Origin of the sequence: Ralstonia sp. 25mfcol4.1 (genome assembly GCF_900104095.1) — a bacterium.
GTDB lineage: Bacteria > Pseudomonadota > Gammaproteobacteria > Burkholderiales > Burkholderiaceae > Cupriavidus.
This window is the reverse complement of sequence record NZ_FNJO01000004.1, coordinates 38,890-64,170: the sequence shown is the minus strand read 5'-3', so window position 1 is coordinate 64,170 and position 25,281 is coordinate 38,890. Positions and strand designations below refer to the sequence as shown.

Sequence of the window (25,281 nt, the reverse complement as noted above, 5' to 3'; positions counted from 1 at the left end):
AGGATGACGGAAGTGGCCGCCAGTGAAGCGGAATCGATCGACACCATTGCAACCGCAGGCGCGCCGGATGTGCGCCGGGCGGCCGGGTTCGTGCACCGGCTGACGCAGCAGGGGCATATCCATTCCACCGATGTCGACGGCTGCCGGATCGTCTGGCGCCGCTTTGGCGCGGGGCCGCATGTGCTGCTGGTGCATGGCGGCCACGGCAGCTGGCTGCACTGGGCGCGCAATATCGAGGCGCTTGCCGCGCGGCATACGGTCTGGGTGCCCGACCTGCCTGGCTTTGGCGCCTCGGGCGATCCGGCCGACGGCGAAATGGCGACGCTGGTGGCCACCGTGGCCGCCGGCTTCGCGCAACTGCCGGTGGAAGGGCCGGTCGATCTGGTGGGCTTTTCCTTTGGCGGGTTGACGGCGTCCTGCCTGTCCTGTGCGCTGCCGAACGTGCGTAGCCTGGCGCTGATGGGGCCGGGTGGCCACGGCGGCGTGCGGCGCCAGACCATCGACCTGGTGGACTGGCGGCGTGCGGGCGATGCCGCCGCGCTGACCGAGGCGATGCGTCACAACGTGGCGGCGTTCATGATCGCGGACCCCGACAAGATCGATGCGCTGGCGCTGCTGGCCTACACCGAGTCTTGCCGGCACACGCGTTTTCGCAGCAAGCAGATTTCGCGCGCGGGCGGCCTGGCCGCCGCGCTGGATTGCTTTCAGGCCCAGTCCCGGGCTCGGGCCGGTGGCGCCGTGCTGATCGCCTACGGCGAGCACGATGTGACGGCCGACCCGGCGGCCGTGCTGGCGGCATTGGTCGATGGCCGGCCGGATCGCCACCGCGCGGTGATCGAAGGCGCCGGACACTGGGTCCAGTACGAGGCACACGACGCGATCAATGCCTTGCTGCTGGACTGGCTGGCACGCCAGGCGAGCTGAATCCGTGGACGCAACCGATGCGCAGCGCCGGGCGCGAGGTCGTCCGGCCAACCTGCTGGCCAACCGGTCGCTGGAGCGCGGCATCGAGATACTGCGTGCGTTCAGGCCGGGCTCGGAAGTGCTGGGCAACGGCGAACTGGCCGAGCGCACCGGCCTGGCGCGCTCCACGGTCAGCCGCCTGACGCAGAGCCTGGTCGACACCGGCTTTCTCCAGTACGACCCGGCGCTGCGCGCCTACCGGCTGGGCGTGCCGGTGCTGAGCCTCGCGCACGCCATGCGCAGCGGCTCCACGGTCCTTCAACTGGCCGCGCCGATGATGCGTGAACTGGCGCAGGCAGAACATCTGAACGTGGGCCTGGCGATGGCCGACCGCGACGAAATGGTGTACCTCGAATCCATCCGTCATGGCCGCAAGGCGTCGCTGCGCAGCGTGGTGGCGGGGCAGCGCGTGCCGATGGCGCTGACGTCGTTGGGGCGCGCCTGGCTGGCAGTGGCGCCAGAGGCCGAATATGTGGCGCGCATGGCGGATTTCTCCGGTCATGCTTCCGGCCATGCATCGAGCCGCCCGGCACACTGGCCCGCGCTGCGCGCGGAGATCGAGGCCGCCGTGGCGCACGTGCGCCGGCACGGCTGGTGCGCAGCCAGCTGGCAGCCCGAAGTGGTGGCCATTTCGGCGCCGCTGGCGCTTCAGCACTATCCGGTGCATGTGCTGAACGTCAGCCTGTCAACCCGCGCGTCGGTCTCCGAAGTGGCATCCGAACTGGCGCCCCGGCTGATGCGGCTGGCCGCCGGCATCCGCGTCGCCGTGGAAACCGCGCAATCCGAGCCGCTTTAGCGGCCCGGCCCTCTTCGACAAGCGGCCTTATCGCGGCGCGGCTGCCCAGCGCCGCACTTCGCTGGCCTTGCCGCCACGGCACTGCGCCGGACCCAGCCGCAGGTCTTCCAGCGAGTCAGCGGCACGCCGCGCCACCTGGCGAACCGGATCAGTCTCCACGTGGTGGCGGCGGTCCGATGAACTGGCGTCGCGCGCCCCAGCGGCGCGCGCGCCTGACCAGATGGTGCCGGTGTGCGCGCAACAGGGCGCGCGTCAGCACGTCGTCGGCCACCGGCATGATTGCGACGACCAGCAGCAATGCCGCCAGCGGCAAGGTGGCCGAATAGCCGATGGCGCTGAAGGCCTGCGCGCCGACCAACCCGCCGAGGAAGAACAGTCCCACCAGCACGGCCAGCAGCCGCAGCTTCTGACGGTCGGCCATGACCGGCTGCGGACCGGGGCGCGATCCGGCGGGTGCGCCGGACCGCGCCAGGCCATTCCAGTAGCACAGCTTGCCGAGTTCGATGCCGATGTCGGTGACCATGCCGGTCACGTGGGTGGTGCGGATTTCCGCATTCGACAGCTTGGTGATCAGCGCATTCTGCAGCCCCATCATGAAGCACAGCAGCATCACCGTGGCGGGCACGAACAGCCATTCCATGTCGTCCAGGTGCGTGCCGAGCAGGCCGAAGCCCACCAGCAGCAAGGCCTCGAACAGCAGCGGAATGGCGTATTCGCTGCGCAGCCGCGCGCGGCGGGCCCAGTGGATCAGCATGGCGGAGCAGGCCGCGCCACCGATGAACGACGCCAGCGCGCCGATGCCGTTGAGCACCATGCCGTAGCGATGCAGCACCAGCTCGTCGGCAATGGAAGACACCACCCCTGACATGTGCGAAGTGTATTGATGGACCGCCAGGAAGCCGCCCGCGTTGGCGGCGCCGGCCACGAAACAGAGCACCCGTGCCAGCCGGCGGTTCGATACCGGGTTGCGGCGGTGGGCGGTAAGACTGCGCAGATACCCGAGTGGCATGGCGGCGAGGGCGGGGGCGACGGAAGCCCCCATCATACGACCGCGAGGGCAGCGCGTGCATCCCGCTCGAGTACGGGCAGTTGCGCGGCGCACACAGGCGCGGGGCAAGCGCAGGCGTCAGGTCAGGCGCGTGTGTGTCACCGACACCACCTTGGCCCATCGCGTGATCTCGCCCTGCAGGAACTGCGTGAACTGCGCGGCGCTGTTGCCGACCGGGTCGAGCCCCTCGCCGGTCAGCCGCTTGCGCATGGCCGGCGAGGCCACGGCGGCATCTGCTGCGGCTTCCAGTTCCTTGACCGTTTCGGGCGCCATGCCGGCCGGCCCGAGCAGGCCGTACCACGACCGGTAATCGAAATTCGGGATCACATCGGCAATCGGCGCCAGGTTCGGAAACGCCGGCAGCCGCTGCGGGCAGCTGACGCCCAACCCCTTGATCTTGCCGGCCTGCAGCAGCGGCTGCACGGTGGCCACGTTGCCCAGCAGCAGGTCGGCCTGGCTGCCCACCACGTCGGCCACCGCCGGGCCGGCACCCTTGTAGGGCACGCTGACGATATCGACGCCGGCCTCATGCTTGAGCATCTCGCCTGCCAGGTGGTTGGCGCTGCCCACGCCGGCCACGGCCAGGCTGATCTTGCCGGGCCTGGCCTTGGCCAGCGCAATCAGCTCGCGCACGTTGTTCGCCTCCAGGCCGGGGCGGGCCACCAGGATCAGCGGGGAACTGGCAATCAGCGAAATCGGCGTGAAGTCCTTGATCGGATCGAACGGCTTCTTCTCGAACAGGGCCGGATTGATGGCATGGCTGGTGTAGCTGAGCAGCAGCGTGCCCCCGTCGGGCTCGGCCTTGGCTACCGCCACGGCGGCGATGTTGCCGGCCGCGCCACCCCGGTTCTCGACGATGAACGGATGCTTGAGGCGCTGTTCCAGGTCGGCCGCCAGCGAGCGGGCGACGATGTCGGTGCCGCCGCCCGGCGTGGCCCCGACCAGCAGCTTGGTCACGGACGGGGCGGCGTGAAGGTCGGGGGGCAACACCAGCGCCGCCGAGAGCAGCGCCAGAAAGTCGCGTCGTTGCATGGGTTGTCTCCGTTTCTCTTTATGAAGCCGGCGCCTCGTCAGGCGGGCGCCGTGCCGGGGGTATGTCACGGCCGGAGGGCGCCGGCCGGCTCTTCCGCGATATCAGGCGGTGGTGGCCTCCGTGCCGGCGGCGGCGCGGTCAGCGGGGCTTGCCGGCCAGGGCATCAGCGGCATGCCCAACGTGGCGGCCTGGCGTTGCTCGAAGGTATCAAAGGCCGCGCTGCGGGCACTGCCGCGCAGGCCGCCACGCACGGCGCCGGCGCGCACGTCGGTGAAGTAGACGGCCCAGTCGTCGGGCAGCGGCTGCGAACCGGGCACGGCCAGCCACAGGCGCAGCAGGTGGCGCTTGCGGTCGAATTCCTCGTAGTCCTCGAAATTGGTGCGCGAATGCACGGTGACGTAGTTGTTCAGCAGCTGCATGTCGCCCTGCTCGAGCTGCATGGCAAAGCAGAGTTCAGGGTCGGTCAGCAACGTGTCGAGCAGGTCCAGGGCCTCGATCTGCGCGGGGGTCAGGCGCGGCACGTCGTCGAAGTCGCGCTGCGCGGCCACCACGTTCTTGCGGTTGATGCGGAACGCGAAGGCCGTCGGGTGGCTGCCCAGGATCGGCAACGGGTAGTAGGGCGGCTGGGACGGGTCCTGCGCGCCCTGGTAGCTGTAGTAAAACGGCTGCTGCAGTACCGGGATCAGGTCGGGGCGGCGCCGGGCCACCGCGTCGCGCAGGGCGATCGAGCTGACCACCTTGCTCTCGCCGCCTGACTTGGCGGCGCGGCGGCAGATCAGGCCCACGATGTCGCCGGAATCGGTATGGAAGTCGAGCCCGGCGTTGGTGTTGTAGCCGCGGCCGTTGGTGGTCTTGTAGGCCGCGCCCACGTCGCGCACATCGTTCATGAAATCGCTGGCCCGGTTCTGCGTGCGGGCCACGCCCATATGCAGACCCATGCCCCAGTAGGCCTGGCGGGTATCGTCCTCGCTCCAGCGATCGACCGGGAAGCCCTTGACCAGACACATGCCCCAGCGGCCCTGCGTGATGTCCACGGCGCGCGCCAGCGCCTGGCGGGCGCCTTCGTCGAGCGGGAAGTCGTCACGGCTCATGTCCAGCGGCGCCTTGCCGATGGCCTTGGCGTGGGCAAGGGCGTGATCGAAGCTGGCCACCTCGGCGGCGGTCAGGCGCAGGATCCACGAGGTATCGCGCTGGGCATCGGCGGCGAGCCAGGCTTGGGGGCGTTGTGCAGGCATCGGTATCGTCTTCTTTATCGGTTCAGGCAGGGTTTGAGCGGGGGCTGTGCAGCCTTGCGCGACGTCGTGATGCCAGTCTATGCTTGCCGGGCACCAAGAAAAAGTGATGTTGTTTGACGTCCTTGATAAGGAATGTTGATGAAGCTGGAGACCTTCGCCACGCTGGCGGCCGTGATCGAGGAAGGGTCGTTCGCGGCGGCGGCGGCCACCATGCACCTGACGCCGAGCGCGGTCAGCATGCAGATGAAGCAGCTGGAGCAGTACCTGGGACAGCCGCTGTTCGATCGCTCCGGGCTGCAGGTGCGGCCCAATGCGCTGGCGCGCGAGGTGGCGGCGTCGATGGAAGGCGGGCTGCGGCACCTGAACACGCTGCGGCGTCGGGCCAGCGTGGCGGTGGAAGGCGCGGTGCGGCTCGGCGTGATCGAATCGATGCAGCCGGTGTTGCTGCCCGGTACGTTGCGCTACCTGCGCGAACGCTATCCGCGCCTGACGGTCAAGCCGCTGCGGGGCCGCAGCACGGGCCTGATGGAGATGGTCAAGGCCGGCCAGCTCGACGCGGCGGTGGTGGCGCGCCCCGAATCGGGCCGCGTGGCCAGCCTGCGCTGGTATCCGGTGGCGACCCGCGAACTGATGCTGATTGCGCCGCCCGACGCCGGCAGCCACAACGAATCGCCGACCGAACTGCTGACGCGCTACGACTGGATTCGCTACGACCGGGCCACCGTGTCCGGCGCGATGGCGGCGCGCCACGTCCACGGACTGCTGCCGGACAAGCGCAGCGCGATGGAATTCGACAGCGTGACGGCCATCGTGGCGATGGTCAGCGCGGGCCTGGGGGTGTCGGTGGTGCAACTGATGGACCCCACCGTAGTGGACCGCTACCCGGTGCGCCGCATTCGCCTGGGACCGGACGCACCGGTGCTGCAGATGTCGCTGGTGCTGCGCAAGGCGGACGAGGACAGCCGGCTGCTTCAGGCGCTGCGCGAGGCCGTCGAGGCCACGCTGAAAACGCCGCGTTCGTAGCACAGGCTGGAGAGCGGGGAGCAACGATCAGCCCGCTGCCTCGCGCGCCATCAGCAGCCGTACGCTGTCCGCGCGGGTTTCCGCCAGTGCCACCGTTTGCGGAAACAGCGGCTGGCACAGCCGGGTCAGCACATTGCCGGGCGGCATTTCCACCGCCAGCCGCATGTCGCAGGCACGTGCCAGCAGCATCGTTTCATGCCAGCGCACCGGCAGCGCCATGTTGCGTGCCAGGTCTTCGGCAATACGGGCCGGGTCGCGCAGTTCACGCGCCGCGCTGGCGCTGAAGTAGCGCAGGGTCGGCCGGCGGCACTGGATGTCCGCAAAGGCCCGCTGCAGCGTCGCCGCGGCATCGTCCAGCAACGCGCAATGCGACGGCACCGCGATGGCTACCCGCTGCGCCGTGCGCGCGCCTGCCGCCAATGCCAGATCGGCCACTCGGGCCATGGCCGCATCCGATCCGGCGACGACCAGCTGGGTGTCGGCATTGTAGTTGGCGATATAGACCGGCATGCCGGGCCGATGCACATCGGCGACCACGGCCTCCAGCGGCCCTTGTTCCAGCCCCAGGATCGCGGTCATGCCATAGCCCGACGGGTAGGCGGCCTCCATCAGCCTGCCGCGCTGTGCAACCAGCCGTACTGCGTCGGCAAATGGCAGCACGCCGGCCGTGACCGCTGCCGCGTAGGCGCCAATCGACAGCCCGGCCACGGCGTGGGCCTCGGCGCCATCGTCGAGCAGGGCGCGGGCGCTGGCCACGCCCGCGACCAGCAGGCAAAGCTGGACCGATACCGTCGACGCCAGATGCGCGGCGTTGTCGTGCAGCAGGATATCCGCGCCCAGCACGTCGCTGGCTTCGGCCAGCGTGCGTGCCACGGCCGGATGATCGGACAGCGCATGGAGCATGCCGGGGCGCTGGGCGCCCTGACCGGGGAACGTCAGCAGCGTCGGCATGGCGCGCGCCAGGGATCGTCGCAGAGCACGGGGCCGGTGTCGGTCTTCAGCAGCACGCGGCCCCCGGTACGCAGCCGCTCGCGCAGCGCAAAGGCGCCGTGCGGCGTGGCCACCTGGATGTCGAGCCGCACGGCATCGGTTTCGATCAGCGATTGCAGCGCCGCCAGCGTGGCGGGCGATAGCGGTTCGGGGGCGTCCAGCAGCAGGTCGATATCGCTGCCGGTGTGCAGCACGTCGATGCCGGAGGCCAGCGTAAAGCCGACGGCGCCCGTCACGCCCCACGGTGGCGGCAATGCGCCGAGCTGCCGGGCGAGCGTATCCAGCGCGTGCAGCGCCGGAATCTCGTCGCGGCGCGGATGCAGGCGCCAGAAGCCTTCACGGGCGATGTCGAAGGGCGAGACCACCGTGGCGCACTGGTCGGCATCGATCCACCCGGCGTGCCGCTGCGCGCGGGTGCGGCCCCGCACACCGACCGGAATGCGCGCCGGGATGCTCCCGGACGTGTCGCGGTCGCGCCGCACCACCAGCGGCGCCTGCGCCAGCCAGTGCGCATCGGCCCAGTCCGGCAGCGATCCCTCGGCGATGAACGCCGCGGGATCGCGCAGCCAGATCAGGTCGTGCGGCCGGACGTGCATGTCAGTCCTTGCCCTGCCACTGGCTGGCCAGCAATGCGCGGGCCCGACGCGTGGCGCCGCGGTTTTCGCCCTGAAGGCGGCTGCGCAGGTTGCGCTGCGGGTCGGCATCGATGTCGGCCAGTGCCTCGGCAAGCTGGCCCTGCACGGCGGCCAGGTCCTGCGCGGTGGGCGCGGCGGCGTCCTGCACGGCGATGGTGCGCCAGAGCAGGCCCAGCGTGGCGTAGTTGTCGAGGTCGTAGGCCATCGGCGGTACGGTGGCGGCAAACGCCTCCAGGTCTTCGACACTGCGCAGCGTGATGCGCGCGGCGGCTTCCTTGCCCATCGCGTGGACCTGTACGCCCGGATCGTGCAGCGCCAGGATGCGGTTGGCCTGGTAGCCGTGCGCCAGGAAAGCCCCCGACATCGCCTTGCCCACCAGCAGCGCAATCACGGGATGCCCTTGCAGCCGCGCCGTGGCATAGGCAGCGGCCGCGCTGGCCAGGGCCTGGTGGATCCCGAACGCTTCCTCGCGGCGGCCATAGGCCTGGCTGGGTGTGTCGACGATCGCGACGATGGCGCGCTTGACCGGACGATCGCGGTCGGCGGCCACGGCGTCATGCACGGCGCGCGCCAGCGACCAGCCTTCGAGCAGCCCTACCTCGCCCTGCCGGGCGCGCGGGAAGGGGCTGGTGGCATCGGGCACCACCGCGATCAGGCGCGCGGCGCGGCCGGAGACCTCCACGTCGGCCACCTGGACCGACGCCGGATAGCCGGGCAGTCGCGCGGCGTTGCCGCCCAGGGCGGCCAGCCAGGTGTCGCCCCGGCTCGTGGCGCGGGGTGCGGATTGCATGGGCGTGGCGCTCATTGACGGTCTCCATAGAGGCGGCGCACGGTGGCCGGGTCCGGTTGATGGACGGTGTCGCCTGCGGTGTAGGCGGCGAGGCGGTGCAGATAGTCGGCGTAGCGTTCGCTGCGCGCGGTGTCCGGCACGGGCGCGGTGACCAGTTCGGCCACCACGTCGCGGATCGCGGCTGCGTCGTCGTCGACATAGCGGTCGGCCAGGCCCGTGGCGTGGCGTTGCTCGCCGCCGGTCAGGCCCCAGATGAACGGGCGGTCGCGCGAATCGTATTCGCCCACGCCGGCCTCCTGTTCGATCACGGCCGGACCGTTCAGGCCCAGGCGCGCCTCGCGCGTGACGACCAGGGCGCTGCACAGGCCGGCGGCAATCGACATGCCCCCGAAGCAGCCCACCTGGCCCGCGATCACGCCGATGACGGGCTGGTAGCGGCGCAGGTCGACGATGCCGGCATGGATCTCGGCAATCGCGGCCAGCCCCAGGTTGGCCTCCTGCAGGCGCACGCCGCCGGTTTCGAACAGGATGACGGCACGCGTGGGCACGCCGCGGCGGTTGTCGTCGGCGGCCAGTTCCAGAGCGCCGGCAATCTTGGCGCCGCCCACTTCGCCCATGCTGCCGCCCTGGAACGCACCTTCGATGGCCAGGACCACGGCGGGCTGGCCGTCGATCCTGCCCTTGGCGACGATCACGCCGTCGTCGCCTTGCGGCACGACGCCCTGGCGTTCCAGCCACGGCGAGGTCAGGCCATCGAACGGGCCCGCCAGTTCGCGGAAGGTGCCGGGGTCCAGCAGGGCGCGGGCGCGTTCGCGTGCGCCGAGTTCGACAAAGCTTTCGCGGGAGAGCAGGGCGGCGCGGGTCATGTCGGCTCCTTGCCGTCGAGGGCTTCGAACGCCTCGGCCAGGCGCATGCCCACCACGCCGGGCGTGGCGCCGAAGTCGTGAATGCGGATCTTCATTGCCGCGCGGGGCTCGGCGCTGAACACGCGGTTGAGCTGGGCATCCCAGACGCGGCCGTATCCGTTGATCGACGTGGTCACATCGATCAGGGTCTTGCCGGCTTCACCGGGTTCGATGATGACTTCCAGGTCGCCAGACCCGACCACGCCCACCAGCACGCGGTGCGAGGCGGGGGCGCCTGCAGCGTATTCGAAACGGAGCTGTTCCATCAGTGTTCTCCAGATGGCGCGGCCGAAAGCCCGCCAAGCCGATCAAGAAAGAGGGTGGCGGCCAGCAGGTCGGCGCTGCCGCCCGGCGATGCATGGCGTGCGTGCATCGTCGCTTCGAGGTCGTGCAGCCGCCGGCGTCCGGCCAGCGTGCCAATGCCGCCGGCGTCGAGCACCGCCTCGGCGCCGGCCTGCACGTCGGCCAGTCCGGTGCGGCCGGCACGCGCCAGCACGCAGGTGTCGTCGAGCCGCGCCATGATGGCCAGCAGTGCGTTGACCTGCGCCGTGGGCTCGGCGTCGCCGCGCGCCCGGGCCTCGCGCAGCGCCGGCAGGCCGATGCCCGTCACGTGCGGAAAGCCGGCCTCGGCCTGTTCGCGCGCGCCGCCCACGCCGTAGGCGGCACGTGCCAGTTCGCCCTTGTTGCCGGTGTGGACCGGACGATGGCGATCGGGCAGGCGGGCGATGACCGCGGCCATCTGGGCGATGGCCTGCGCGTTGGGCACGGCGCCACGCATCTTGCCAAGCCAGCCGGCCGCACCGGCCAGGAGGCCCAGCGCCCAGATCGCGCCGCGATGCGTGTTCACGCCGCCTGTGGCGCGCAGCATGGCGGATTCGGCATCGCGGCCCAGTACGCCAAGCCGCTCGCGCAGCGCCACGTCGATGCGGCGCGCCTGCTGCCCGGCCAGGGCCATGGCCACGAAGCTGTCGCCCAGGCTGTGCGCCGAGGCGATCATCAGCGACAGCGACATGTCGGCATGGGCGCCGTTGCCGCGCGCGTCCACCAGGCCGGGCTTGGGCGCCAGCGTGGCTTCGTCCACCAGCACGGCGACAGCCAGGCTGCCGAGGGCGCCGGCCAGGCCGGACGGCGCGACGTCGCGATATATGGTCGGAGCGAGGGGGGCAAGCACCGCAGCCATCACCAGCTCCTGAAGCGGGCCGGCGGGTTGTAGAGGCCGCCCGACCATTCCACCAGGTCGGCCATGCTGCGTGCGGCCAGCAGCGAGCGCGTGGCCTGCGCACGATGCACGCCCAGGTCTTCGGGCAGCGCGATCAGGCCGTCGCTGCGCATCTGGCGCGTGGTGGCCGGATCGTGACGCATGCCGATCGGCGTGACGCCGGCCACGGCGGCAATCATGCGGCGCCGCTCTTCCAGCGAGCGCGCCTTGTACAGGTAGGCGATGCCTTCCTCGGTCAGCACGTGCGTGACGTCGTCGCCGTAGATCATGACCGGTGCCAGCGGCATGCCGCTGTCCTTGGCCACCTGCACCGCATCCATCGATTCCACGAAGGTCGGCTTGCCGCCGGCCTGGAATGTTTCCACCATCTGCACCACAAGCTTGCGGCCCCGGGCCAGCGGGTCGTCGGTTTCGATCAGGTCCAGCCAGGCGGGCGTGGCGTGGCGGCGGCCGCCGGGGTTGTGGCCCATGTTGGGCGCGCCGCCGAAGCCGGACAGCCGGCCGCGTGTGACCGTCGACGAATGGCCGTCGCCGTCGATCTGCAGCGTGGAGCCGATGAAAAGGTCCACCGCGTACTGGCCGGCCAGCTGGCACAGCGCGCGGTTCGAGCGCATGCTGCCGTCGCGGCCGGTGAAGAACACGTCGGGGCGCGCGGCCACGTAGTCTTCCATGCCCAGTTCGCTGCCAAAGCTGTGCACGCTTTCCACCCAGCCCGATTCGATGGCCGGGATCAACGTCGGGTGCGGGTTCAGCGTCCAGTACTTGCAGATCTTGCCCTTCAGGCCCAGCTGCTCGCCGTAGGTGGGCAGGATCAGCTCGATGGCGGCGGTGTTGAAGCCGATGCCGTGGTTCAGCGACTGGACGTTGTGGCGCTCGTAGATGCCGCGAATCGCCATCATCGCCATCAGGATGTGTACCGGCTTGATCAGGCGCGGGTCGCGCGTGAACAGCGGCTCGCAGAAGAACGGCTTGTCGGACTGCACCACGTAGTCGATCCAGGAGCCCGGGATGTCCACGCGCGGCAGGTCGGCCGGGTCATCGACGATCTCGTTGACCTGGGCGACCACGATGCCGTCACGGAACGCGGCGGCTTCCACCAGCGCCGGCGAATCCTCGGTGCTGGGGCCGGTGTACAGGTTGCCCTCGCGGTCGGCCTTGTAGCCGGCCGTGAGCACGATCTGCGGCGTCAGGTCGACATAGAGCCGCGAATACAGTTCGATATAGGTATGGATGGCGCCCACTTCGAGCAGCCCGTCTTCCAGGAACTGCGAGATCCGCACGCTCTGGGCGCCCGCATACGCGAAATCCAGCTTGCGGGCGATGCCGCGCTCGAACAGGTCCAGATGTTCCACCCGGCTCACGCTCGGGATGATCATGTGCAGGTCATGCACGCGCGACGGATCGGCCTCGGCCAGCGCACGCGACAGGAAATCGGCCTGCTTCTGGTTGTTGCCCTCCAGCACCACGCGGTCGCCCGGCGCCGTGATGGTTTCGAGAAAGCGCACGATGTCGCCGGTGGGCACCACCTTGCCCGTGGCGATCCTGGCGCCCAGCTCCTGGCGGCGCCGCTTCTCTGTGCGGCGCGTGTCCCATTGTCGTTCCGGTATCGGGTTCAGCATGGCGTCTCCGGTGTGCTGCGGTCGTTACGGCAAAGATAGGCCACGCGGCGGCGGGCGAACAATCAACGTCGGCGACGGACCGTTACGGCGGGCGTAACTAAACCCTTGAAGCCACCGTAACGGCACGATTAACCGGACCGTAACGATCATGCGCCGCTGGTTGATTGATGCGGCGCGCCGCCGTTCCTAGAGTTGTCTGCAAATGTCCGCTCCCCACCCCGGAGGATGCGGCGCTCACAACACCAACTGGAGACAACCATGATCATCTACGGAACCGCGCTACTGGCCATCTGCCACCTGGTGGGCCTGTACCTGGGCGACCTGCTAGGCGCCGCCATCGGCGTCAAGTCGAATGTGGGCGGGGTGGGCATCGCCATGCTGCTGCTGATATTCATCCGGCTCTACCTGCACGACCGGGGGCTGATGCCCAGGGAGACCGAGGCCGGCGTGGGCTTCTGGGGCGCGATGTACATCCCCGTGGTGGTGGCCATGGCGGCCCAGCAGAATGTGGTGGCCGCGCTGCGCGGCGGCCCGGTGGCCGTGCTGGCGGCCATCCTGGCGGTGGGCGCCTGTGCCTGCCTGATCGCCCTGCTCAGCCGCACCGGCGATCACGAGCCGCTGCCGCCGCTGCCCGCCGAAGCCGTTTCGCAATAAGCCAGGAGACCGCCATGACTATCGCTGCTCCGGCCATGATGTTCGACAACGTCCTGCTCCACAACGGCCTGGTGACCGCCTTCGCCACGGTCGGCATCGTGATGTGGGTGTCTTCGCAGATTTCAAGGCGGCTGACGAAAGGGCGCCTGCATGCGTCGGCCATTGCCATCATGATCGGCCTGGGGCTGGCCTATTACGGTGGCGTGGTCACCGGCAAGGAAAAGGGGCTGGCCGATTTTGCGCTGTTCTCGGGCATCGGCCTGATGGGCGGCGCCATGCTGCGCGACTTCGCCATCGTCGCCACGGCCTTCGAGGTGCAGGTGCGCGAGGCGCGCAAGGCGGGCATGGTGGGCGCCGTGTCGCTGCTGCTGGGCACCGTGGTGCCATTCATCGTCGGCGCGCTGGTGGCGCGGGCGTTTGGTTATAGCGACGCCGTCAGCATGACCACCATCGGCGCGGGCGCGGTGACCTATATCGTGGGCCCCGTGACCGGTGCGGCGCTTGGCGCCAGTTCCGACGTGATTGCGCTGTCGATTGCCACCGGGCTGATCAAGGCCATCATCGTGATGGTCGGCACGCCGTTCGCGGCCGGTTTCCTGGGCCTGAACAATCCGCGCGCCGCCATGGTGTTCGGCGGGCTGGCCGGCACCGTCAGCGGGGTATCGGCCGGACTGGCCGCCACGGACCGCCGGCTGGTGCCCTATGGCGCGCTGGTGGCCACGTTCCACACGGGGCTGGGCTGCCTGCTGGGGCCATCGGTGCTGTACCTGGCCACCAAGGCGATCGTGGGAGGCTGATCCCGGGAGCGATCAGCAGGGCGCGCGGCCGCCCGACTGCGTCAGCATGCGGCAGACGGCGGCCAGCGCCAGCAGGTTCGGGTCGCGCTCGCGACGGCGCAGGAAGCTGAGCCCGATGGTCTGCTTCATGCCGTAGTCGGCCGTCAGCGGCACGAAGGCCACGTTGCGCGCGAACACGTCGCGCACGCGGCCCGGCAGCAGCGAGTAGCCGATGCCGCCGCCCACGAGGTTCATCAGCGAGAAAATGTCGCCCACCTTCATCACCACGTTGGGCGTGAAGTCGGCAATGCGGAAGGCCTCGGCAAAGCCGCTCGATGTCACGAAACCGTCACCCAGCGACACGAACGGCTCGTCGCGGCACAGGCGCAGGTCCACGGCGGGCAGCTTCGCGTAGTGCGAGTCGGCCGGCGTGGCAAAGAAGATATCGTCCTCGAACATCGGGATCGACTCGATCTCGGCACTGGGCTCGGGCAGGCCCATCAGCGTGGCGTCGATCGTGCCCTGGCGCAGCTTGTCGAGCAGGTCGGCGTTGGAGCCCAGCACCAGTTCGGTCTGCAGTTCGGGGCGGCGCATCTTGATGCCGATCACCACCTGAGGCACCGTCCGGATCGTCAGCGAATAGAGCGAGCCGATCTTGAGCTGGTCGGCCGAATAGCCGGCGGCCTCGCGCGTCACGCGTACGCCGTCGGCCATGGTCTTGAGCACGTCGCGCGCCACATCGGCCAGCACGTGGGCCGCCTCGGTGGGCAACAGGTTGCGGCCCTCGTGGCGGAACAGCGCGCAGCGCAACCCTTCCTCCAGTGAGTGCAGGGCCCGGTGCACGCTGACGGTGCTCACTTCCAGCACCTCGGCCGCCTTGGCCAGGTTGCCCGTGTCCATGAACGCGAGCAACGCTTCGAGCTTGCGGAACGTGATGTCTTCGCTGATGCGTTCGGGCATGGTCTGGGGGCGGCGGGACGGAAGTCGGGACAGGCCACGATGATCGCACACCGGGCCGGCGATGTGCATGGCGCACGCGCCGGACAGCTTCCGCCGGCCAATCATGTCGCCCGGTTACACCAGCCCGGCGTGACATATCCCGACATGAATGGCAGGGCGACAGCCAGCAATCCGCCTCCTAGAGTTCAGCCCGTCGACGCACCACCACGCGTCAAACGAAACGAACCGAGAGGAAACACCATGGCCAAACGCCTCCTCATTGCCGCCGCCGGATCGCTGATGCTGCTTGCCCATGCTTCGGCCTTCGCCTGGAGCGGTGGTCACTTCAATGCCTATACGCCACGCGGCGAGTTCAGCGGCGGCCATGCCATGTCCTGCGGCGGCGGCAGCTGCTCGCATGCCGGCGGCGCCGTGGGCCTCTGGGGCCGGACGGCCGCCAACACCGGCACCGTGACGCGCAACGCACCGGGCCAGTTCTCGAATGCCGGCACGGCGGTGGGACCGAACGGCCGCTCGGTGCAGCACGACGGCAGCACCAGCTGCGCGGGCGGCACCTGTGACCATACCGGCGATATGACCGGCTCGAACGGCCGCACGGCCAGCACCAATGGCAGCATCACGCGCGACGGCCCCGGGCAGTACAGCTCGTCGGGCACCGTGACGGGCGGCAATGGCAACAGCTGGAATCACGCGGCGGGGACGAACTGCGCTGGCAGCACGTGCGATCGGTCCGGCACCGTCAGCAACAGCTATGGCGGCAGCGTCACCCATTCAGGCAACGCCACGCGCGTGGCGCCGGGCGTGGTGACGACCGGCGGCGGCGCCACCGTCTACCACGGGGCGACGGTCAGCACCGGCAGCACGGCCGTAGTAGTGGGTGCGACCCCGATCTATGTGCCGCCGCCCCCGCCGGTGGTCGTGGCGCCGGTGCCGGTGGTAGTGCCCCCGCCCGCACCTGTGGCAGTCGTGGCCCCGGCGCCGGCTGTCCTGCCGCCGCCTCCCGTGATGGTGCCGCCGCCCGTGGTAGTCACGCCGCCCCCGCCGGTGCGCGTGGCGCCCGTCGTGGTGGCCCCGCTGCCGGTCTATGTGGCGCCGGCCCGGGTGGCCGTGCTGGTGCCGGGCCACTGGGTCGGCCGCGTCTGGGTGCCGGCGCACTACGCCTGACCGGGCGATTGCCGCAACGATTTCAACCTCGCCGGTCAGGGCAGCACGCCAGACGCCGGCAAACCAACGGAGTTGCATCATGAAGAAGATGATCACGGTAATGATCTTGTGTATTGTTTCTGCAGGGGCCAGCGCGCAAGGCCTAGCGGGCGGCGGCGGTGAAGACCGCATGGCACGCACCGAGCAGGTGCTGTCTCAACTGCAGACCCGCTTCGCCAACGCCAACACCACGCGGGACGGCAAACTGACGCGCGCTCAGGCGCAGGCGGGGATGCCGATGGTGGCGCGGCACTTCGACGAGATGGACACGCACCACGCGGGCTACCTGACGCTGCCGCAGATCGAGGCGTTCATGGCCCAGCGCATGCGGTCGCGTTGAGGGGCATTGCCCGGGCGGCAGGTCAGTCCAGGAGTTCGGAAGCATAAGAACCGGAGGCACGGCATGGACCAGGGACACCGCATCATCGTGCTCGACGACGAGGCCGAGCTGCGCAACATGCTGCAGCGTTTTCTGACCGGCCATGGCTTCCAGGTGCGCGCCGTGGCCGATGGCAAGCAACTCAACCGCTACCTGCAGCGCGAGCCCTATGACCTGCTGGTGCTGGACCTGATGATGGAGCCCGAGGACGGGCTCACGATCTGCCGCCGGCTGCGGGCCGAAGGCCAGACGCTGCCCATCCTGATGCTGACGGCCAGGGGCGACCCGGCCGACCGCGTGGTCGGCCTGGATACCGGTGCCGACGACTACCTGGCCAAGCCGTTCCTGCCCGATGAACTGGTGGCGCGCATCCGCGCGCTGCTGCGGCGCCAGAAGATCGCTGCCGGCGACCCCACGGTGACCTGCCAGACACTGAGTTTTGGCGAATTCCGCTTCGATGTCGGCAAGCAGACGCTGACGCGCGGCGGGGCGCCCGTGGAAGTTCACTCGGCCCAGATGCTGTTGCTGCACGCGCTCGGGTCGTCGCCCAACCGTGCGGTCAGCCGTGAGAACCTGCTGGCGCGCGCCCGGGGCCGCGACCACGACGCGCTGGACCGCAGCATCGACGTGCAGATCCTGCGGCTGCGCCAGATCGTCGAGGAAGATCCGTCCAAGCCACGCTTCATCAAGACCGTCTGGGGCGTCGGCTACATGCTGGTGGCGGGCGTGGACGCATGATGCGGCGCTTGCTGCCGCGCTCGCTGCTGGCGCGCAACATCGTCCTGCTGGTGATCCTGGTCGTCCTGACGCAGGCCTGTTCGCTGTTCGTGCTGCTGCACTACGTGCAGCGTCCGCGCGTGGAGCGGGCCGCCGCCGTGTTTTCGCACTACGTGACGCTGATGGACCGGGCGCTCGGCACCATGCCCGCCGGCGAGGCCCACGCGGCCGTGGCGCGCATGGGCGGCCAGACCGATCCGCCGCCCGACGATCCGCCCGGCGCCGACACCACCCACCCGTTCCGCACCTGGCAGCGCGACGTGTTCATGCGCGCATTGCGGCGCGACCTGGCGCGCGATACCGATGTGCGCTGGCAGGGCGGCGACGACGACGAAAGGCTCTGGATCCAGGTGCATGCCGCCGGATCGCCCACGTGGATTGCGTTGCCGATGACGGCCGATGCACAGGCCAGCGGCATCACGGCCGCCATTGCGCTGTCGGCGGCGCTCGGTCTGCTGGCGGCCTTGACCGGCTACCTGCTGCAACGCCATCTCAACCGCCCGCTGCAGGACCTGGCGCGCGCGGCCAACCGCATTCATGCGGGCGACATGCCCGAGGACCTGCCGACCAACGGCCCCACCGAAATCGCCGAGGTCAGCCGTGCCTTCAACGACATGACCGACGCATTGCGCCAGGCCGAGAAAACGCGCGCGCTGATGCTGGCCGGTGTCTCGCACGACATCCGCACGCCGCTGACCAAGCTGCGCCTGGCCATGGCGATGACGTTGCCGCGCGGCACCGACGACGCGTTCGTGGCGTCCGTGGAAGGGTATCTCGATCACATCGACATGATCCTGCAGCAGTTCATGGACTACGCCGGTAGCGGCGAGAAAGAGGCGCCGCGGCCAGGTGACCTCAATGCGCTGGTGAGCCAGCTCGCGGCCGATTTCGCGGGTCTGGGGCACGAATTCCAGCTCGACCTGGGGCCGCTGCCCCCGGTGGTGTATCGGCCGACCAGCATGCTGCGCATGCTGATGAACCTGATGCAGAACGCGATCAAGTACGGCAAGACGGGCCTTTTCGTGCGTACCTGGCAGGACGGCCGGCAGGCCCATGTGGCGATCTGCGATCGCGGCACGGGGCTGGGCGCGGCGGATCTGGAGTCGTTGCGCGCACCGTTCAGCCGGGGCAGCAATACGCATGGCGAGGGCGGCACGGGCCTGGGCCTGGCCATCGTCGATCGCATCGCGCGGCTGCACGGCGGCGCGCTGTCGTTCCGCGAGCGCGACGGCGGTGGGCTGGAGGTGGTGGTGTCGCTGCCCGCGTGACATGGAATGAAATAGTTATCGCCTGGCCTGTTGCGCGGCTTCGTCCAATACTGGGTCTGCCGGCGCCGATGTCCGGTGCCAACCGAAACCACCAGCAAGGACCCCTATCATGACGACCACTTTCAAGACCCTCTCGCGCGCCGCCAGGCAACTGACCATCGCCGCCGTGGCGGCGGCATCGATGATGATGGCTGGCGGCGCGTCGGCCACGACGATGATCTCCGAAGCGTCTGTGCCCGCCTCGCTGTCGCAGGTGCAGGCCGATGTGGTCTATGTGCGCGGCTTCGACGTGAGTGCCAGCCAGGTCAAGGTCGATAACACGATGATGCATCGGATCAAGGCGATGGCTTCGGGCGACACGGGCGGCAGCGCCCAGGACCAGGCCGCGCTGGCCGCGCGCAATGCCACGGCAGACGAGATCGTCCGCCAGCTTCAGGCCAGGGGGCTGCATGCCGTGCGGATCGACGGTCCGGTGCCCGCCGACGCCAACGCCCTGATCGTGGAAGGCCGCTTCGACAGGATCGACGAAGGCAAGCAGCGCCGTCGCACGATGATTGGCCTGGGCGCGGGCAAGAGCGATGTGTCGGCATCGGTCCAGGTGCTGTACCAGCCGGCTCATGCCCAGCCGATTCCGCTGGCGCTGTTCGATACTAGCGCCGACAGCGGCCATATGCCCGGCGTGGCCGAGATGGCCGGCGTGGGCGCGGCAGCCAGCCACGTGGCCACGTCGGTGGCGGCCAGCGCCGGCGTGCATGGGGCGACCGAAGCCCGGCGCGAAAGCGTTGCCGGCGAAGCGCAGCGCGTGGGCGACGCGGTGGTCAGGCAGGTGATGGCCGTACTGGGCCAGCAGGGCGGGGCCGCACGTATCTGAATCGTCCGCTCTGAAACGGATCGAAACGAGGGGCGCCGCAGTGGCGTCCTTTTCTTTTTCTGATGCCTCAGATACATTGGCATTTCCTGATTTGCCTGAAATGCCGTGAAACACTACACACGCGAAAACTTCCAGCTAACGCAAAGTGTCGGCTTTCACCTGAACCGGGCACGCAACAGCCTGCTCATGGAGATGGATGCCGCGCTGCGCCCGCTGGACATTACCGCCCAGCAGATGGGCATCCTGCTGTCGCTGATGCGCGGGATGGCCAGCACGCCGCTGGAGATCAGCCGGCTGCTGGGCATCGACACCGGCCTGATGACGCGCATGCTGGACAAGCTCGAGAACAAGGGTTTGCTGCAGCGCCAGCGCAGCGACGAGGACCGTCGCGTCATCCACCTGGTCCTGACCGACAAGGGCAGGGACGTGGCGGCGCAACTGCCCCATATCGCGCCCGAAGTGCTCAATCATCGCCTGCGCAATTTCACCGAGACCGAATTTAGCGAATTCATGCGCCTGCTGCAGAAGTTCGCGGACGGCAGCTGAGGCCGCCGTCCCGATTCATGCCGGGGCACGCTCCGGCGCTGCCCGGCGCACGGTGAAGTCTGCCGCGAACGCTACGGCCATGGCCACCGCACCGCACGCGAAGATCAGCGTGTAGTTCTCGTGCGTATGCGAGAACAGCCACGCATAGCCATAGCCGCCCAGCGCCTGGAACAGCGCGAACGATGCGGTGGCACGGCTCCACGCGGCGCGCTGCGCCGTGGGGTCATGCGGCAGCAGTTCCTGCACGCGGCCCAGCACCATCGGCACGATGCCGGGGGTAAAGGCGCCGAGTACGATCGTGGCCACCCACAGCGCCGCCGTATGGTGCGATAGCGCCAGCAGGCCCACCGCCAGCCCCTGCAGCACCATGGCAATGCGGTAGCCGTTGCCGAAGCCCATCCGGCCGCCCAGCCAGCTGCTGAGCACCGGACCCGCAATCGCGGCGATGCCGTACAGCACCCAGTATCCCGCGCCCACCGACGCGCCCTGGCCCAGTCCGCGTGCCACGTAATCCACCAGCAGCATCATCGCCGGAACGAGACCCAGGGCATTGGCTGCGTACTGGATATAGATTACGCGCGACGATGCGACGCCAGCGCGCCGTCGGCCGCATGGTGGCCGGCCGCGGTGGCCGCCGGCATGCCCGGCGGCGTGTCGGTGGCAGGCCAGCCCGCCCAGCTCAGCGCGGTCAGCAGCAGCGACACGGCGCCAAGGCCGAACCACGTGGTACGCAGGCCGAGCTTGAGCAGTTCCGGCACCAGCGTGCCCGATGCGGCGATGCCGATACCGAGCCCCAGGAAGATCATGCCGCTGACAAAGGCGCGTCGGGCCGGCGCGATATGCGGCAGGATCGCCGTGGCCACCAGCACCATGATTGCGCCGCCCGACAGGCCGGACAGAAAGCGCCAGACGAAAAACCAGCCGACCGACAGCGGAAAGGCGCAGGCAAAGAACGCCGCCGTGACGGCCGCCATCAGCCAGCGCAGTGCATGACGGTTGGACGTCCGCGCCGCCAGCGGCCGCCCCAGCAGCGCGCCGGCCAGATAGCCCGCAAAGTTGGCCGCGCCCAGCGTGACCGTATCGGCCGCGCTGAACCAGTGGGCCTGGATCAGCGCCGGAATCAGCGGCGTGTAGGCAAAGCGGGCCAGGCCGATGGCCACGAGGCTGGCGGACAGGCCGGCAAACGCGGCATGGAGGGCTCGCGTGTCGAGCAATCGGCTGTCGGCGGGGGCGCCCGGAACGGGTGCGACGGCGGGGGCATCTTGTGACATGGTTTTTCCTTCACGAATGTCGGGGGCGAACGTCTCCGCCACGCGGCGCCGGGCCGCGTGGGAGCGTGTCGAAAACAGGAGGGTGGGCGGTTCTAGGCCGGTGGGCCGTCGGCCGCCTGCAGGCCCAGCGACGCCAGCGCGGGCCGCACCGAGGCCTCCAGCAGGGCACGGTCCGGCATGACCCGCGACAGCACGCGCATGCCGACCTGCAGCGACAGCAGCATGGCCGCGGCGTCGTCGGGGTCGTGGACGGTGGCGATGGTGCCTTCCGCCTGCGCCGCGCGGATCGCCCGCCCGAAGAAGGCTCGCAGCAGCGACAGTTCGAGCGCCACGGCCGCTTTCAGTTCGGGGTCTTCGTTGGAGGCCTCCAGCGCCGTGTTGATCAGCATGCAGCCCCGGTGCGGCAGTTCGGTGGCGCCGCGTTCGACGCTTTCGGCAAAGAACTGCACCAGCGCCCGCGCCGGCGGATAGCTGGCCTCGATACGGTCGATGCGCTCGCGCAGCGTGCGGTTCAGGTAGTCGTCCAGCGCCTGCATGAAGAGCTGCCGCTTGTCGCCGAACGCGTTGTACAGGCTGGGCTGGGTCAGGCCCATCGCCTGGGTCAGTTCCCGCGTGGACGTGGCGTGGTAGCCCTTGGCCCAGAACGTGGCCTGGGCTGCGGACAGCGCCGCGTTCGCATCGAATTGTCGGGGTCGTGCCATGGCGGATCTCGTTTTGTATCGATCTGTATGAAATCGTAGGACGGATTATAGAGCGATCGATACAAAACACAAGTTCCTTGTCGGCCACCGTGCTTCAGTTTTCGTGAAGTGGTCTTCGTGAAATGTGACTTGGCTGCACACGCCCGCCGTCCCTATAGTCCTGCGGGTAAGTACCGCCTGGACCCCACAAGGAGACGCAAAACATGATCAAGAACTGGACGGCGGCGGGTGCTGCCTCGGCAATGCTGCTGGCACCCGGTGCCCATGCGCAGGCCACCGTGGAGCCGCCCGCGCAGGCGCCCAATCTCCACGTGATGATTTCTGGCGGATTTACGGCGGCCTACCAGAAGCTGGCGCCCGACTTCGCCGCGCAGCATGGTGCCCGGCTGGACACCGAACATGGTCCGTCGATGGGCAAGTCGCCCGAGGCCATTCCGAACCGGCTGGCGCGTGGCGAGCATGCCGACGTGGTCATCATGGTGGGTTACGCGCTGGACGACCTGATCAAGAAGGGCGTGGTCGACCCGCAGTCGCGCGTGGAGCTGGCGGACTCCCGAATCGGCATGGTGGTGCGCCAGGGTGCGACCGTGCCAGATATCCGCACCGTGGACGCCTTGCGCCAGACACTCGCACAGGCAAAGTCGATTGCGTATTCGGACAGCGCCAGCGGGGTCTATGTGGAGCGCGAGCTGTTCACGAAGCTCGGCGATCCGACGCTGGCCGCCAAGGCGAAGAAGGTGGAAAAGATCCCGGTGGCGTCGACGGTGGCCAATGGCCAGTACGAGATCGGCTTCCAGCAGGTGGCCGAACTGCTGCCCGTGCCGGGTGTGACGTTTGCGGGCCGCATTCCCGAGGAGGTGCAGTCCGTCACGCGCTTCGCGGGCGGCGTGCCGGTCAAGGCAGAGCACCCCGCCGAGGCGAAGGCCTTGCTGGAATTCCTTGCGGCACCTGCCGCGCAGGCCGTGGTGAAGGAAACCGGTCTCGACTCCGTGCCCCACTGAACTCGACGCCGTTTTTAAGGGCTGCAGTCATCGCCCGGGGCCGGCCCATGCCGGCCCTTTTTCATTGGACGGCCACCTCATGCCGCACGGCGTGCCTTGCCTTCCGCTTTGACGCCTGCATTAAGCAAATGTGATGTTGTGGGAATTGTCTTACGAATGTTTCAGCAGCGGCCTTCTGCTTCGGCGGGGTGGCAAAACATAACCTGCAACTACAGCGGGGCCACAACGCAATCCAGCAGCTTGCAACGCGGAGATTGCCGGGCCCGACAGGTATCCACCTCGAGAAAGGAGCACGACATGATCGCAAAGAAGTGGCTGAGTGCAGCAGTATGTTCGATGATGGTGGCCGCGCCGATGGGCATGGCCTATGCGCAGGCTGGTTCGAAGGCGGACTATGACGCCGCCGTGAAGCAGGCCGATGCCGACTACAAGACTGCCAAGAGCAAATGTGACGGGATGTCCGGCAATGCCAAGGACGTCTGCAAGGCCGAAGCCAAGCGGGACCACGACGTGGCCAAGGCCAACGCCGAAGCCAAGCGCGACGGCACCGAGAAGGCTCACGCCAAGGCCCTGAAGACCAAGGCCGACCGCGACTATGACGTGGCCAAGGAAATGTGCGACGACAAGAAGGGCAACGACAAGGACGTGTGCGTGAAGGAAGCCAAGGCATCGCACGAACGCGCCCTGGGCGAAGCCAAGGTCGACAAGGCGGCCGCCACCGGGACCAGCACTGACGTGGCCGAGGCCCGCGCCGATGCCCGCAAGGACACCAATAACGCCGCCTACAAGGCTGACAAGGAAAAGTGCGACGCGATGTCCGGCGATGCCAAGGACAAGTGCCAGGCCAATGTGAAGGCCAAGTACGCCAAGTAAGACCAGAGCATGCCAGCCCCTATGGGCAGACGCGCGAACCGGCACGTATGTGACGCCGCAACGCAATGATCCACAGTCCACTGACACACGAAGGAGCCAGATATGAACTGGGACCAGATCGAAGGCAAATGGGATCAGGCCAAGGGCAAGATCAAGGAAAAGTGGGGCAAGCTGACCGACGACGACATCACCGTCATCAACGGCAAGCGTGACCAACTGGCCGGCCGGATCCAGGAACGCTACGGCTACACGAAGGAACGGGCGGAAGAGGAAATGAAGGCCTGGGAACGGGACGCTCGCTGGTAAGCCAGCACGTCCCGGCCCACAAGGCCGGACCACGCGTCATGCGCGGACACGCGTGACGATCAAAAGGCGGGGCCTCGGGCTCCGCCTTTTTTCGTTGATGGGGCAACTGTCGCCTGCCCAAGGCATTGTTACGGGCTTGTCGATGATTTGTAACAGTGTCAACCGACAATATTTCAACGCGTTACGGAATATTACGAGCCGGACCCGCCTTCCCCACGAACAAATCCAACAAAGGCGGTTCGGCCGCTTTGCGCCGGATACCGGCCGTAAATGCGAGGGTCGTCACTGCGTGATCAGGTCTCGAAGAAAGACCGGCATGCCAACCAGGGGAGCAGTCAGTCGTGCATGGACCAGTTTCATGCCTGCAGGGCCTTCAGAGCCACGCAGGGGGATTTTTTCATCTTTTTCCGGCCGATTATGTGCGCTATCTCGGCGCGGTCGCGTCGGTTTCAACATTCTGTTATCCGACTGGCAGCCGCAAATGGCTGTCGCGGCGCATCAAACTTGTCGCGCTTTCGGCCATCCGTCGCAGTACGACACAGTCCTGGCTGAGCGCTGCGTCTTCATGCGCGCTGCTGGAGCGGGTGATTGCCGCACGTCCGGTGGTGCTGGAAAAGCCGTTTCGGCCGCTCGGAGCCTACGGCCTGTGCTTTGGTGAGCGCGCCCGGCTGGTGCTTGAGCATTTTTCGCTCATGCACGATGCGCTACCGGACTGCGTCTGCGACCGTATTTATCTGGGCGGTGGACTGGACTGGGCTTTCGGTGATGGCCGCTACACGTTGCGGCTGACCGACCCCGGACCGAATCCCAAGGAAGGCGAACTCGGGCTTTACTGGATCGACAACGAAACGGGGGCCAGCCTGGCGCAACTGAGCTTTTACCTGCGACGTGCCGCCGATGGCGTGGAACTCTATATAGGCGGGTTGCAGGGCCCGATGAACGACGCCAGCCTGGGCTGGATCCGTGCCGCCACCAAGGCATGCGACGGCCTTCGGCCCAAGGACGCGCTCATGCAGGCGCTGCTGGCGCTGGCCGGTCAGATCGGCGCGCGCCGGATCGTTGCGGTATCGCGCGCCAATCACGTTGGACGCCAGCGCCACCGTCCCCGCGATATCCAGGCAGACTACGAAAGCTTCTGGACGGAATATCACGGCATGGCGCTGTCCAACGGCAACTTCGAAATACCGGTACGGCAGCCCGAGCGCGACATTTCGGAAGTGGCGTCGAAGAAGCGTTCGGCATGGCGGCGCAAGCAGGCGCTGGCGGCATCGATCCGCCACGCAGTCGCGCTGGGCCTGCGTCCGCAGGCCGAAACGGCCAGCAACGACGGGTTTGCGCTGGCGGTCATTCCGGCAGCCTGAACCGCTGGCCACCCGATATGGGTGTACCCCGGCCCGCAGGGTGGAACGAGCGGGGCGTAAACCCTAGTAGTCTAGCCA

The 25,281-nt window shown here is 68.4% G+C and carries 29 protein-coding genes and 1 pseudogene; 15 read left to right on the top strand and 15 right to left on the bottom strand.

Annotated features, from left to right (window positions below):
- The first annotated feature begins 3 nt into the window (after positions 1-3).
- Both BLQ58_RS08880 and BLQ58_RS08875 read left to right on the top strand, forming a co-directional pair.
- Positions 4-924, top strand: coding sequence for an alpha/beta fold hydrolase (locus BLQ58_RS08880; protein WP_092596668.1), 921 nt, complete (start codon positions 4-6; stop codon positions 922-924).
- Between the two features lie 4 nt (positions 925-928).
- A complete protein-coding gene (locus BLQ58_RS08875) occupies positions 929-1,759 on the top strand; it encodes an IclR family transcriptional regulator (RefSeq protein ID WP_092596665.1) in 831 nt (276 codons plus the stop codon).
- A 27-nt stretch (positions 1,760-1,786) separates the two neighbouring features.
- On the opposite strand, the gene BLQ58_RS29665 is transcribed toward BLQ58_RS08875, so the two are convergent.
- The 4 genes and pseudogenes from BLQ58_RS29665 to BLQ58_RS08860 all read right to left on the bottom strand — a co-directional run bounded on the left by BLQ58_RS29665 (position 1,787) and on the right by BLQ58_RS08860 (position 5,075).
- The gene (locus BLQ58_RS29665; RefSeq protein ID WP_302847633.1) at positions 1,787-1,918 is read right to left on the bottom strand and encodes a hypothetical protein; all 132 of its coding nucleotides are present in this window, start codon (positions 1,916-1,918) and stop codon (positions 1,787-1,789) included.
- Positions 1,919-2,015: 97 nt separating this feature from the next.
- Positions 2,016-2,768: pseudogene (locus BLQ58_RS08870) on the bottom strand (YoaK family protein); the annotation flags it as partial.
- Between the two features lie 117 nt (positions 2,769-2,885).
- Positions 2,886-3,839, bottom strand: a complete 954-nt coding sequence (locus BLQ58_RS08865) for a tripartite tricarboxylate transporter substrate binding protein (RefSeq protein ID WP_092596659.1) — start codon at positions 3,837-3,839, stop codon at positions 2,886-2,888.
- Positions 3,840-3,941: 102 nt separating this feature from the next.
- Positions 3,942-5,075 (bottom strand): TauD/TfdA family dioxygenase, encoded by a 1,134-nt coding sequence (locus tag BLQ58_RS08860; protein WP_092596656.1) that lies wholly within the window; start codon positions 5,073-5,075, stop codon positions 3,942-3,944.
- Between the two features lie 138 nt (positions 5,076-5,213).
- On the opposite strand from BLQ58_RS08860, the gene BLQ58_RS08855 reads away from it, so the two are divergent.
- Positions 5,214-6,098, top strand: coding sequence for a LysR family transcriptional regulator (locus BLQ58_RS08855; protein WP_092596653.1), 885 nt, complete (start codon positions 5,214-5,216; stop codon positions 6,096-6,098).
- A gap of 27 nt (positions 6,099-6,125) precedes the next feature.
- On the opposite strand, the gene mdcH is transcribed toward BLQ58_RS08855, so the two are convergent.
- Genes mdcH through mdcA form a run of 7 tightly spaced genes read right to left on the bottom strand, consistent with a single transcriptional unit; the run spans position 6,126 to position 12,256 of the window.
- Positions 6,126-7,049, bottom strand: a complete 924-nt coding sequence (mdcH, locus tag BLQ58_RS08850; protein ID WP_092596650.1) for a malonate decarboxylase subunit epsilon — start codon at positions 7,047-7,049, stop codon at positions 6,126-6,128.
- The gene (locus BLQ58_RS08845; RefSeq protein ID WP_092596647.1) at positions 7,034-7,684 is read right to left on the bottom strand and encodes a malonate decarboxylase holo-ACP synthase; all 651 of its coding nucleotides are present in this window, start codon (positions 7,682-7,684) and stop codon (positions 7,034-7,036) included. Before BLQ58_RS08845 ends, mdcH begins: the two co-directional genes overlap by 16 nt.
- A gap of 1 nt (position 7,685) precedes the next feature.
- Positions 7,686-8,528, bottom strand: coding sequence for a biotin-independent malonate decarboxylase subunit gamma (gene mdcE, locus BLQ58_RS08840; protein WP_217635980.1), 843 nt, complete (start codon positions 8,526-8,528; stop codon positions 7,686-7,688).
- The gene (locus tag BLQ58_RS08835) at positions 8,525-9,379 is read right to left on the bottom strand and encodes a biotin-independent malonate decarboxylase subunit beta (protein WP_092596644.1); all 855 of its coding nucleotides are present in this window, start codon (positions 9,377-9,379) and stop codon (positions 8,525-8,527) included. The genes mdcE and BLQ58_RS08835 overlap by 4 nt, the downstream gene beginning before the upstream one ends.
- The gene (locus tag BLQ58_RS08830) at positions 9,376-9,684 is read right to left on the bottom strand and encodes a malonate decarboxylase subunit delta (RefSeq protein ID WP_092596641.1); all 309 of its coding nucleotides are present in this window, start codon (positions 9,682-9,684) and stop codon (positions 9,376-9,378) included. The genes BLQ58_RS08835 and BLQ58_RS08830 overlap by 4 nt, the downstream gene beginning before the upstream one ends.
- Entirely contained in the window at positions 9,684-10,598 is a 915-nt protein-coding gene (locus tag BLQ58_RS08825) for a triphosphoribosyl-dephospho-CoA synthase (RefSeq protein ID WP_092596638.1), read from the bottom strand. Before BLQ58_RS08825 ends, BLQ58_RS08830 begins: the two co-directional genes overlap by 1 nt.
- On the bottom strand, positions 10,598-12,256 hold the full coding sequence (gene mdcA, locus BLQ58_RS08820; RefSeq protein ID WP_092596635.1) for a malonate decarboxylase subunit alpha: 1,659 nt from the start codon (positions 12,254-12,256) through the stop codon (positions 10,598-10,600). Before mdcA ends, BLQ58_RS08825 begins: the two co-directional genes overlap by 1 nt.
- A 258-nt stretch (positions 12,257-12,514) precedes the next feature.
- On the opposite strand from mdcA, the gene madL reads away from it, so the two are divergent.
- Both madL and madM read left to right on the top strand, forming a co-directional pair.
- On the top strand, positions 12,515-12,910 hold the full coding sequence (gene madL / locus BLQ58_RS08815; RefSeq protein WP_092596632.1) for a malonate transporter subunit MadL: 396 nt from the start codon (positions 12,515-12,517) through the stop codon (positions 12,908-12,910).
- A 14-nt stretch (positions 12,911-12,924) separates the two neighbouring features.
- Positions 12,925-13,707, top strand: a complete 783-nt coding sequence (gene madM / locus BLQ58_RS08810; protein ID WP_175459870.1) for a malonate transporter subunit MadM — start codon at positions 12,925-12,927, stop codon at positions 13,705-13,707.
- Positions 13,708-13,719: 12 nt separating this feature from the next.
- Here the strand turns inward: madM and BLQ58_RS08805 are convergent, their stop codons facing one another.
- Positions 13,720-14,646 carry a LysR family transcriptional regulator gene (locus BLQ58_RS08805; protein ID WP_092597318.1) on the bottom strand — a complete coding sequence of 309 codons (927 nt, stop codon included), beginning with the start codon at positions 14,644-14,646 and terminating at the stop codon, positions 13,720-13,722.
- 240 nt (positions 14,647-14,886) lie between these two features.
- Here BLQ58_RS08805 and BLQ58_RS08800 point away from each other — a divergent pair, with 240 nt between their 5' ends.
- From BLQ58_RS08800 to BLQ58_RS08775, 6 genes are all read left to right on the top strand, one after another.
- A complete protein-coding gene (locus tag BLQ58_RS08800; RefSeq protein ID WP_092596629.1) occupies positions 14,887-15,810 on the top strand; it encodes a hypothetical protein in 924 nt (307 codons plus the stop codon).
- A 79-nt stretch (positions 15,811-15,889) separates the two neighbouring features.
- Positions 15,890-16,189 (top strand): EF-hand domain-containing protein, encoded by a 300-nt coding sequence (locus BLQ58_RS08795; protein ID WP_092596626.1) that lies wholly within the window; start codon positions 15,890-15,892, stop codon positions 16,187-16,189.
- 63 nt (positions 16,190-16,252) lie between these two features.
- Positions 16,253-16,966 carry a response regulator gene (locus tag BLQ58_RS08790; RefSeq protein ID WP_092596623.1) on the top strand — a complete coding sequence of 238 codons (714 nt, stop codon included), beginning with the start codon at positions 16,253-16,255 and terminating at the stop codon, positions 16,964-16,966.
- Positions 16,966-18,273 carry an ATP-binding protein gene (locus tag BLQ58_RS08785; protein ID WP_092597315.1) on the top strand — a complete coding sequence of 436 codons (1,308 nt, stop codon included), beginning with the start codon at positions 16,966-16,968 and terminating at the stop codon, positions 18,271-18,273. Before BLQ58_RS08790 ends, BLQ58_RS08785 begins: the two co-directional genes overlap by 1 nt.
- 109 nt (positions 18,274-18,382) lie before the next feature.
- Positions 18,383-19,144 (top strand): DUF4410 domain-containing protein, encoded by a 762-nt coding sequence (locus BLQ58_RS08780; RefSeq protein ID WP_092596620.1) that lies wholly within the window; start codon positions 18,383-18,385, stop codon positions 19,142-19,144.
- Positions 19,145-19,249: 105 nt separating this feature from the next.
- Positions 19,250-19,690, top strand: coding sequence for a MarR family winged helix-turn-helix transcriptional regulator (locus BLQ58_RS08775; RefSeq protein ID WP_092596617.1), 441 nt, complete (start codon positions 19,250-19,252; stop codon positions 19,688-19,690).
- A 15-nt stretch (positions 19,691-19,705) separates the two neighbouring features.
- Here the strand turns inward: BLQ58_RS08775 and BLQ58_RS29435 are convergent, their stop codons facing one another.
- From BLQ58_RS29435 to BLQ58_RS08765, 3 genes are all read right to left on the bottom strand, one after another.
- On the bottom strand, positions 19,706-20,218 hold the full coding sequence (locus BLQ58_RS29435; RefSeq protein ID WP_254775861.1) for a YbfB/YjiJ family MFS transporter: 513 nt from the start codon (positions 20,216-20,218) through the stop codon (positions 19,706-19,708).
- Between the two features lie 44 nt (positions 20,219-20,262).
- A complete protein-coding gene (locus BLQ58_RS29430; protein WP_254775860.1) occupies positions 20,263-20,961 on the bottom strand; it encodes a YbfB/YjiJ family MFS transporter in 699 nt (232 codons plus the stop codon).
- 92 nt (positions 20,962-21,053) lie between these two features.
- Entirely contained in the window at positions 21,054-21,662 is a 609-nt protein-coding gene (locus BLQ58_RS08765) for a TetR/AcrR family transcriptional regulator (protein ID WP_092596614.1), read from the bottom strand.
- Between the two features lie 242 nt (positions 21,663-21,904).
- Here BLQ58_RS08765 and BLQ58_RS08760 point away from each other — a divergent pair, with 242 nt between their 5' ends.
- From BLQ58_RS08760 to BLQ58_RS08745, 4 genes are all read left to right on the top strand, one after another.
- Entirely contained in the window at positions 21,905-22,663 is a 759-nt protein-coding gene (locus BLQ58_RS08760) for a substrate-binding domain-containing protein (protein ID WP_254775880.1), read from the top strand.
- Between the two features lie 300 nt (positions 22,664-22,963).
- Positions 22,964-23,536, top strand: coding sequence for a hypothetical protein (locus BLQ58_RS08755; protein WP_092597312.1), 573 nt, complete (start codon positions 22,964-22,966; stop codon positions 23,534-23,536).
- A gap of 102 nt (positions 23,537-23,638) precedes the next feature.
- Positions 23,639-23,842 (top strand): CsbD family protein, encoded by a 204-nt coding sequence (locus BLQ58_RS08750; protein ID WP_066741149.1) that lies wholly within the window; start codon positions 23,639-23,641, stop codon positions 23,840-23,842.
- A 419-nt stretch (positions 23,843-24,261) separates the two neighbouring features.
- A complete protein-coding gene (locus BLQ58_RS08745) occupies positions 24,262-25,203 on the top strand; it encodes a DUF535 family protein (protein WP_254775859.1) in 942 nt (313 codons plus the stop codon).
- Positions 25,204-25,281: the final 78 nt, after the last annotated feature.

What these genes read in the sequence shown, in the direction of transcription:
- BLQ58_RS08800 (WP_092596629.1), top strand. Translation starts at nt 14,887, where the DNA reads ATGGCCAAACGCCTCCTCATTGCCGCCGCCGGATCGCTGATGCTGCTT.
- BLQ58_RS08750 (WP_066741149.1), top strand. Translation starts at nt 23,639, where the DNA reads ATGAACTGGGACCAGATCGAAGGCAAATGGGATCAGGCCAAGGGCAAG.
- BLQ58_RS08855 (WP_092596653.1), top strand. Translation starts at nt 5,214, where the DNA reads ATGAAGCTGGAGACCTTCGCCACGCTGGCGGCCGTGATCGAGGAAGGG.
- mdcH (WP_092596650.1), bottom strand. Translation starts at nt 7,049, where the DNA reads ATGCCGACGCTGCTGACGTTCCCCGGTCAGGGCGCCCAGCGCCCCGGC.
- BLQ58_RS08785 (WP_092597315.1), top strand. Translation starts at nt 16,966, where the DNA reads ATGCGGCGCTTGCTGCCGCGCTCGCTGCTGGCGCGCAACATCGTCCTG.
- mdcE (WP_217635980.1), bottom strand. Translation starts at nt 8,528, where the DNA reads ATGAGCGCCACGCCCATGCAATCCGCACCCCGCGCCACGAGCCGGGGC.
- BLQ58_RS08825 (WP_092596638.1), bottom strand. Translation starts at nt 10,598, where the DNA reads ATGGCTGCGGTGCTTGCCCCCCTCGCTCCGACCATATATCGCGACGTC.
- mdcA (WP_092596635.1), bottom strand. Translation starts at nt 12,256, where the DNA reads ATGCTGAACCCGATACCGGAACGACAATGGGACACGCGCCGCACAGAG.
- BLQ58_RS29430 (WP_254775860.1), bottom strand. Translation starts at nt 20,961, where the DNA reads ATGTCACAAGATGCCCCCGCCGTCGCACCCGTTCCGGGCGCCCCCGCC.
- BLQ58_RS08880 (WP_092596668.1), top strand. Translation starts at nt 4, where the DNA reads ATGACGGAAGTGGCCGCCAGTGAAGCGGAATCGATCGACACCATTGCA.
- BLQ58_RS08780 (WP_092596620.1), top strand. Translation starts at nt 18,383, where the DNA reads ATGACGACCACTTTCAAGACCCTCTCGCGCGCCGCCAGGCAACTGACC.
- BLQ58_RS29435 (WP_254775861.1), bottom strand. Translation starts at nt 20,218, where the DNA reads ATGATGCTGCTGGTGGATTACGTGGCACGCGGACTGGGCCAGGGCGCG.
- madL (WP_092596632.1), top strand. Translation starts at nt 12,515, where the DNA reads ATGATCATCTACGGAACCGCGCTACTGGCCATCTGCCACCTGGTGGGC.
- BLQ58_RS08845 (WP_092596647.1), bottom strand. Translation starts at nt 7,684, where the DNA reads ATGCACGTCCGGCCGCACGACCTGATCTGGCTGCGCGATCCCGCGGCG.
- madM (WP_175459870.1), top strand. Translation starts at nt 12,925, where the DNA reads ATGACTATCGCTGCTCCGGCCATGATGTTCGACAACGTCCTGCTCCAC.
- BLQ58_RS08795 (WP_092596626.1), top strand. Translation starts at nt 15,890, where the DNA reads ATGAAGAAGATGATCACGGTAATGATCTTGTGTATTGTTTCTGCAGGG.
- BLQ58_RS08805 (WP_092597318.1), bottom strand. Translation starts at nt 14,646, where the DNA reads ATGCCCGAACGCATCAGCGAAGACATCACGTTCCGCAAGCTCGAAGCG.
- BLQ58_RS08765 (WP_092596614.1), bottom strand. Translation starts at nt 21,662, where the DNA reads ATGGCACGACCCCGACAATTCGATGCGAACGCGGCGCTGTCCGCAGCC.
- BLQ58_RS08865 (WP_092596659.1), bottom strand. Translation starts at nt 3,839, where the DNA reads ATGCAACGACGCGACTTTCTGGCGCTGCTCTCGGCGGCGCTGGTGTTG.
- BLQ58_RS08760 (WP_254775880.1), top strand. Translation starts at nt 21,905, where the DNA reads ATGCTGCTGGCACCCGGTGCCCATGCGCAGGCCACCGTGGAGCCGCCC.
- BLQ58_RS08790 (WP_092596623.1), top strand. Translation starts at nt 16,253, where the DNA reads ATGGACCAGGGACACCGCATCATCGTGCTCGACGACGAGGCCGAGCTG.
- BLQ58_RS08860 (WP_092596656.1), bottom strand. Translation starts at nt 5,075, where the DNA reads ATGCCTGCACAACGCCCCCAAGCCTGGCTCGCCGCCGATGCCCAGCGC.
- BLQ58_RS08835 (WP_092596644.1), bottom strand. Translation starts at nt 9,379, where the DNA reads ATGACCCGCGCCGCCCTGCTCTCCCGCGAAAGCTTTGTCGAACTCGGC.
- BLQ58_RS08830 (WP_092596641.1), bottom strand. Translation starts at nt 9,684, where the DNA reads ATGGAACAGCTCCGTTTCGAATACGCTGCAGGCGCCCCCGCCTCGCAC.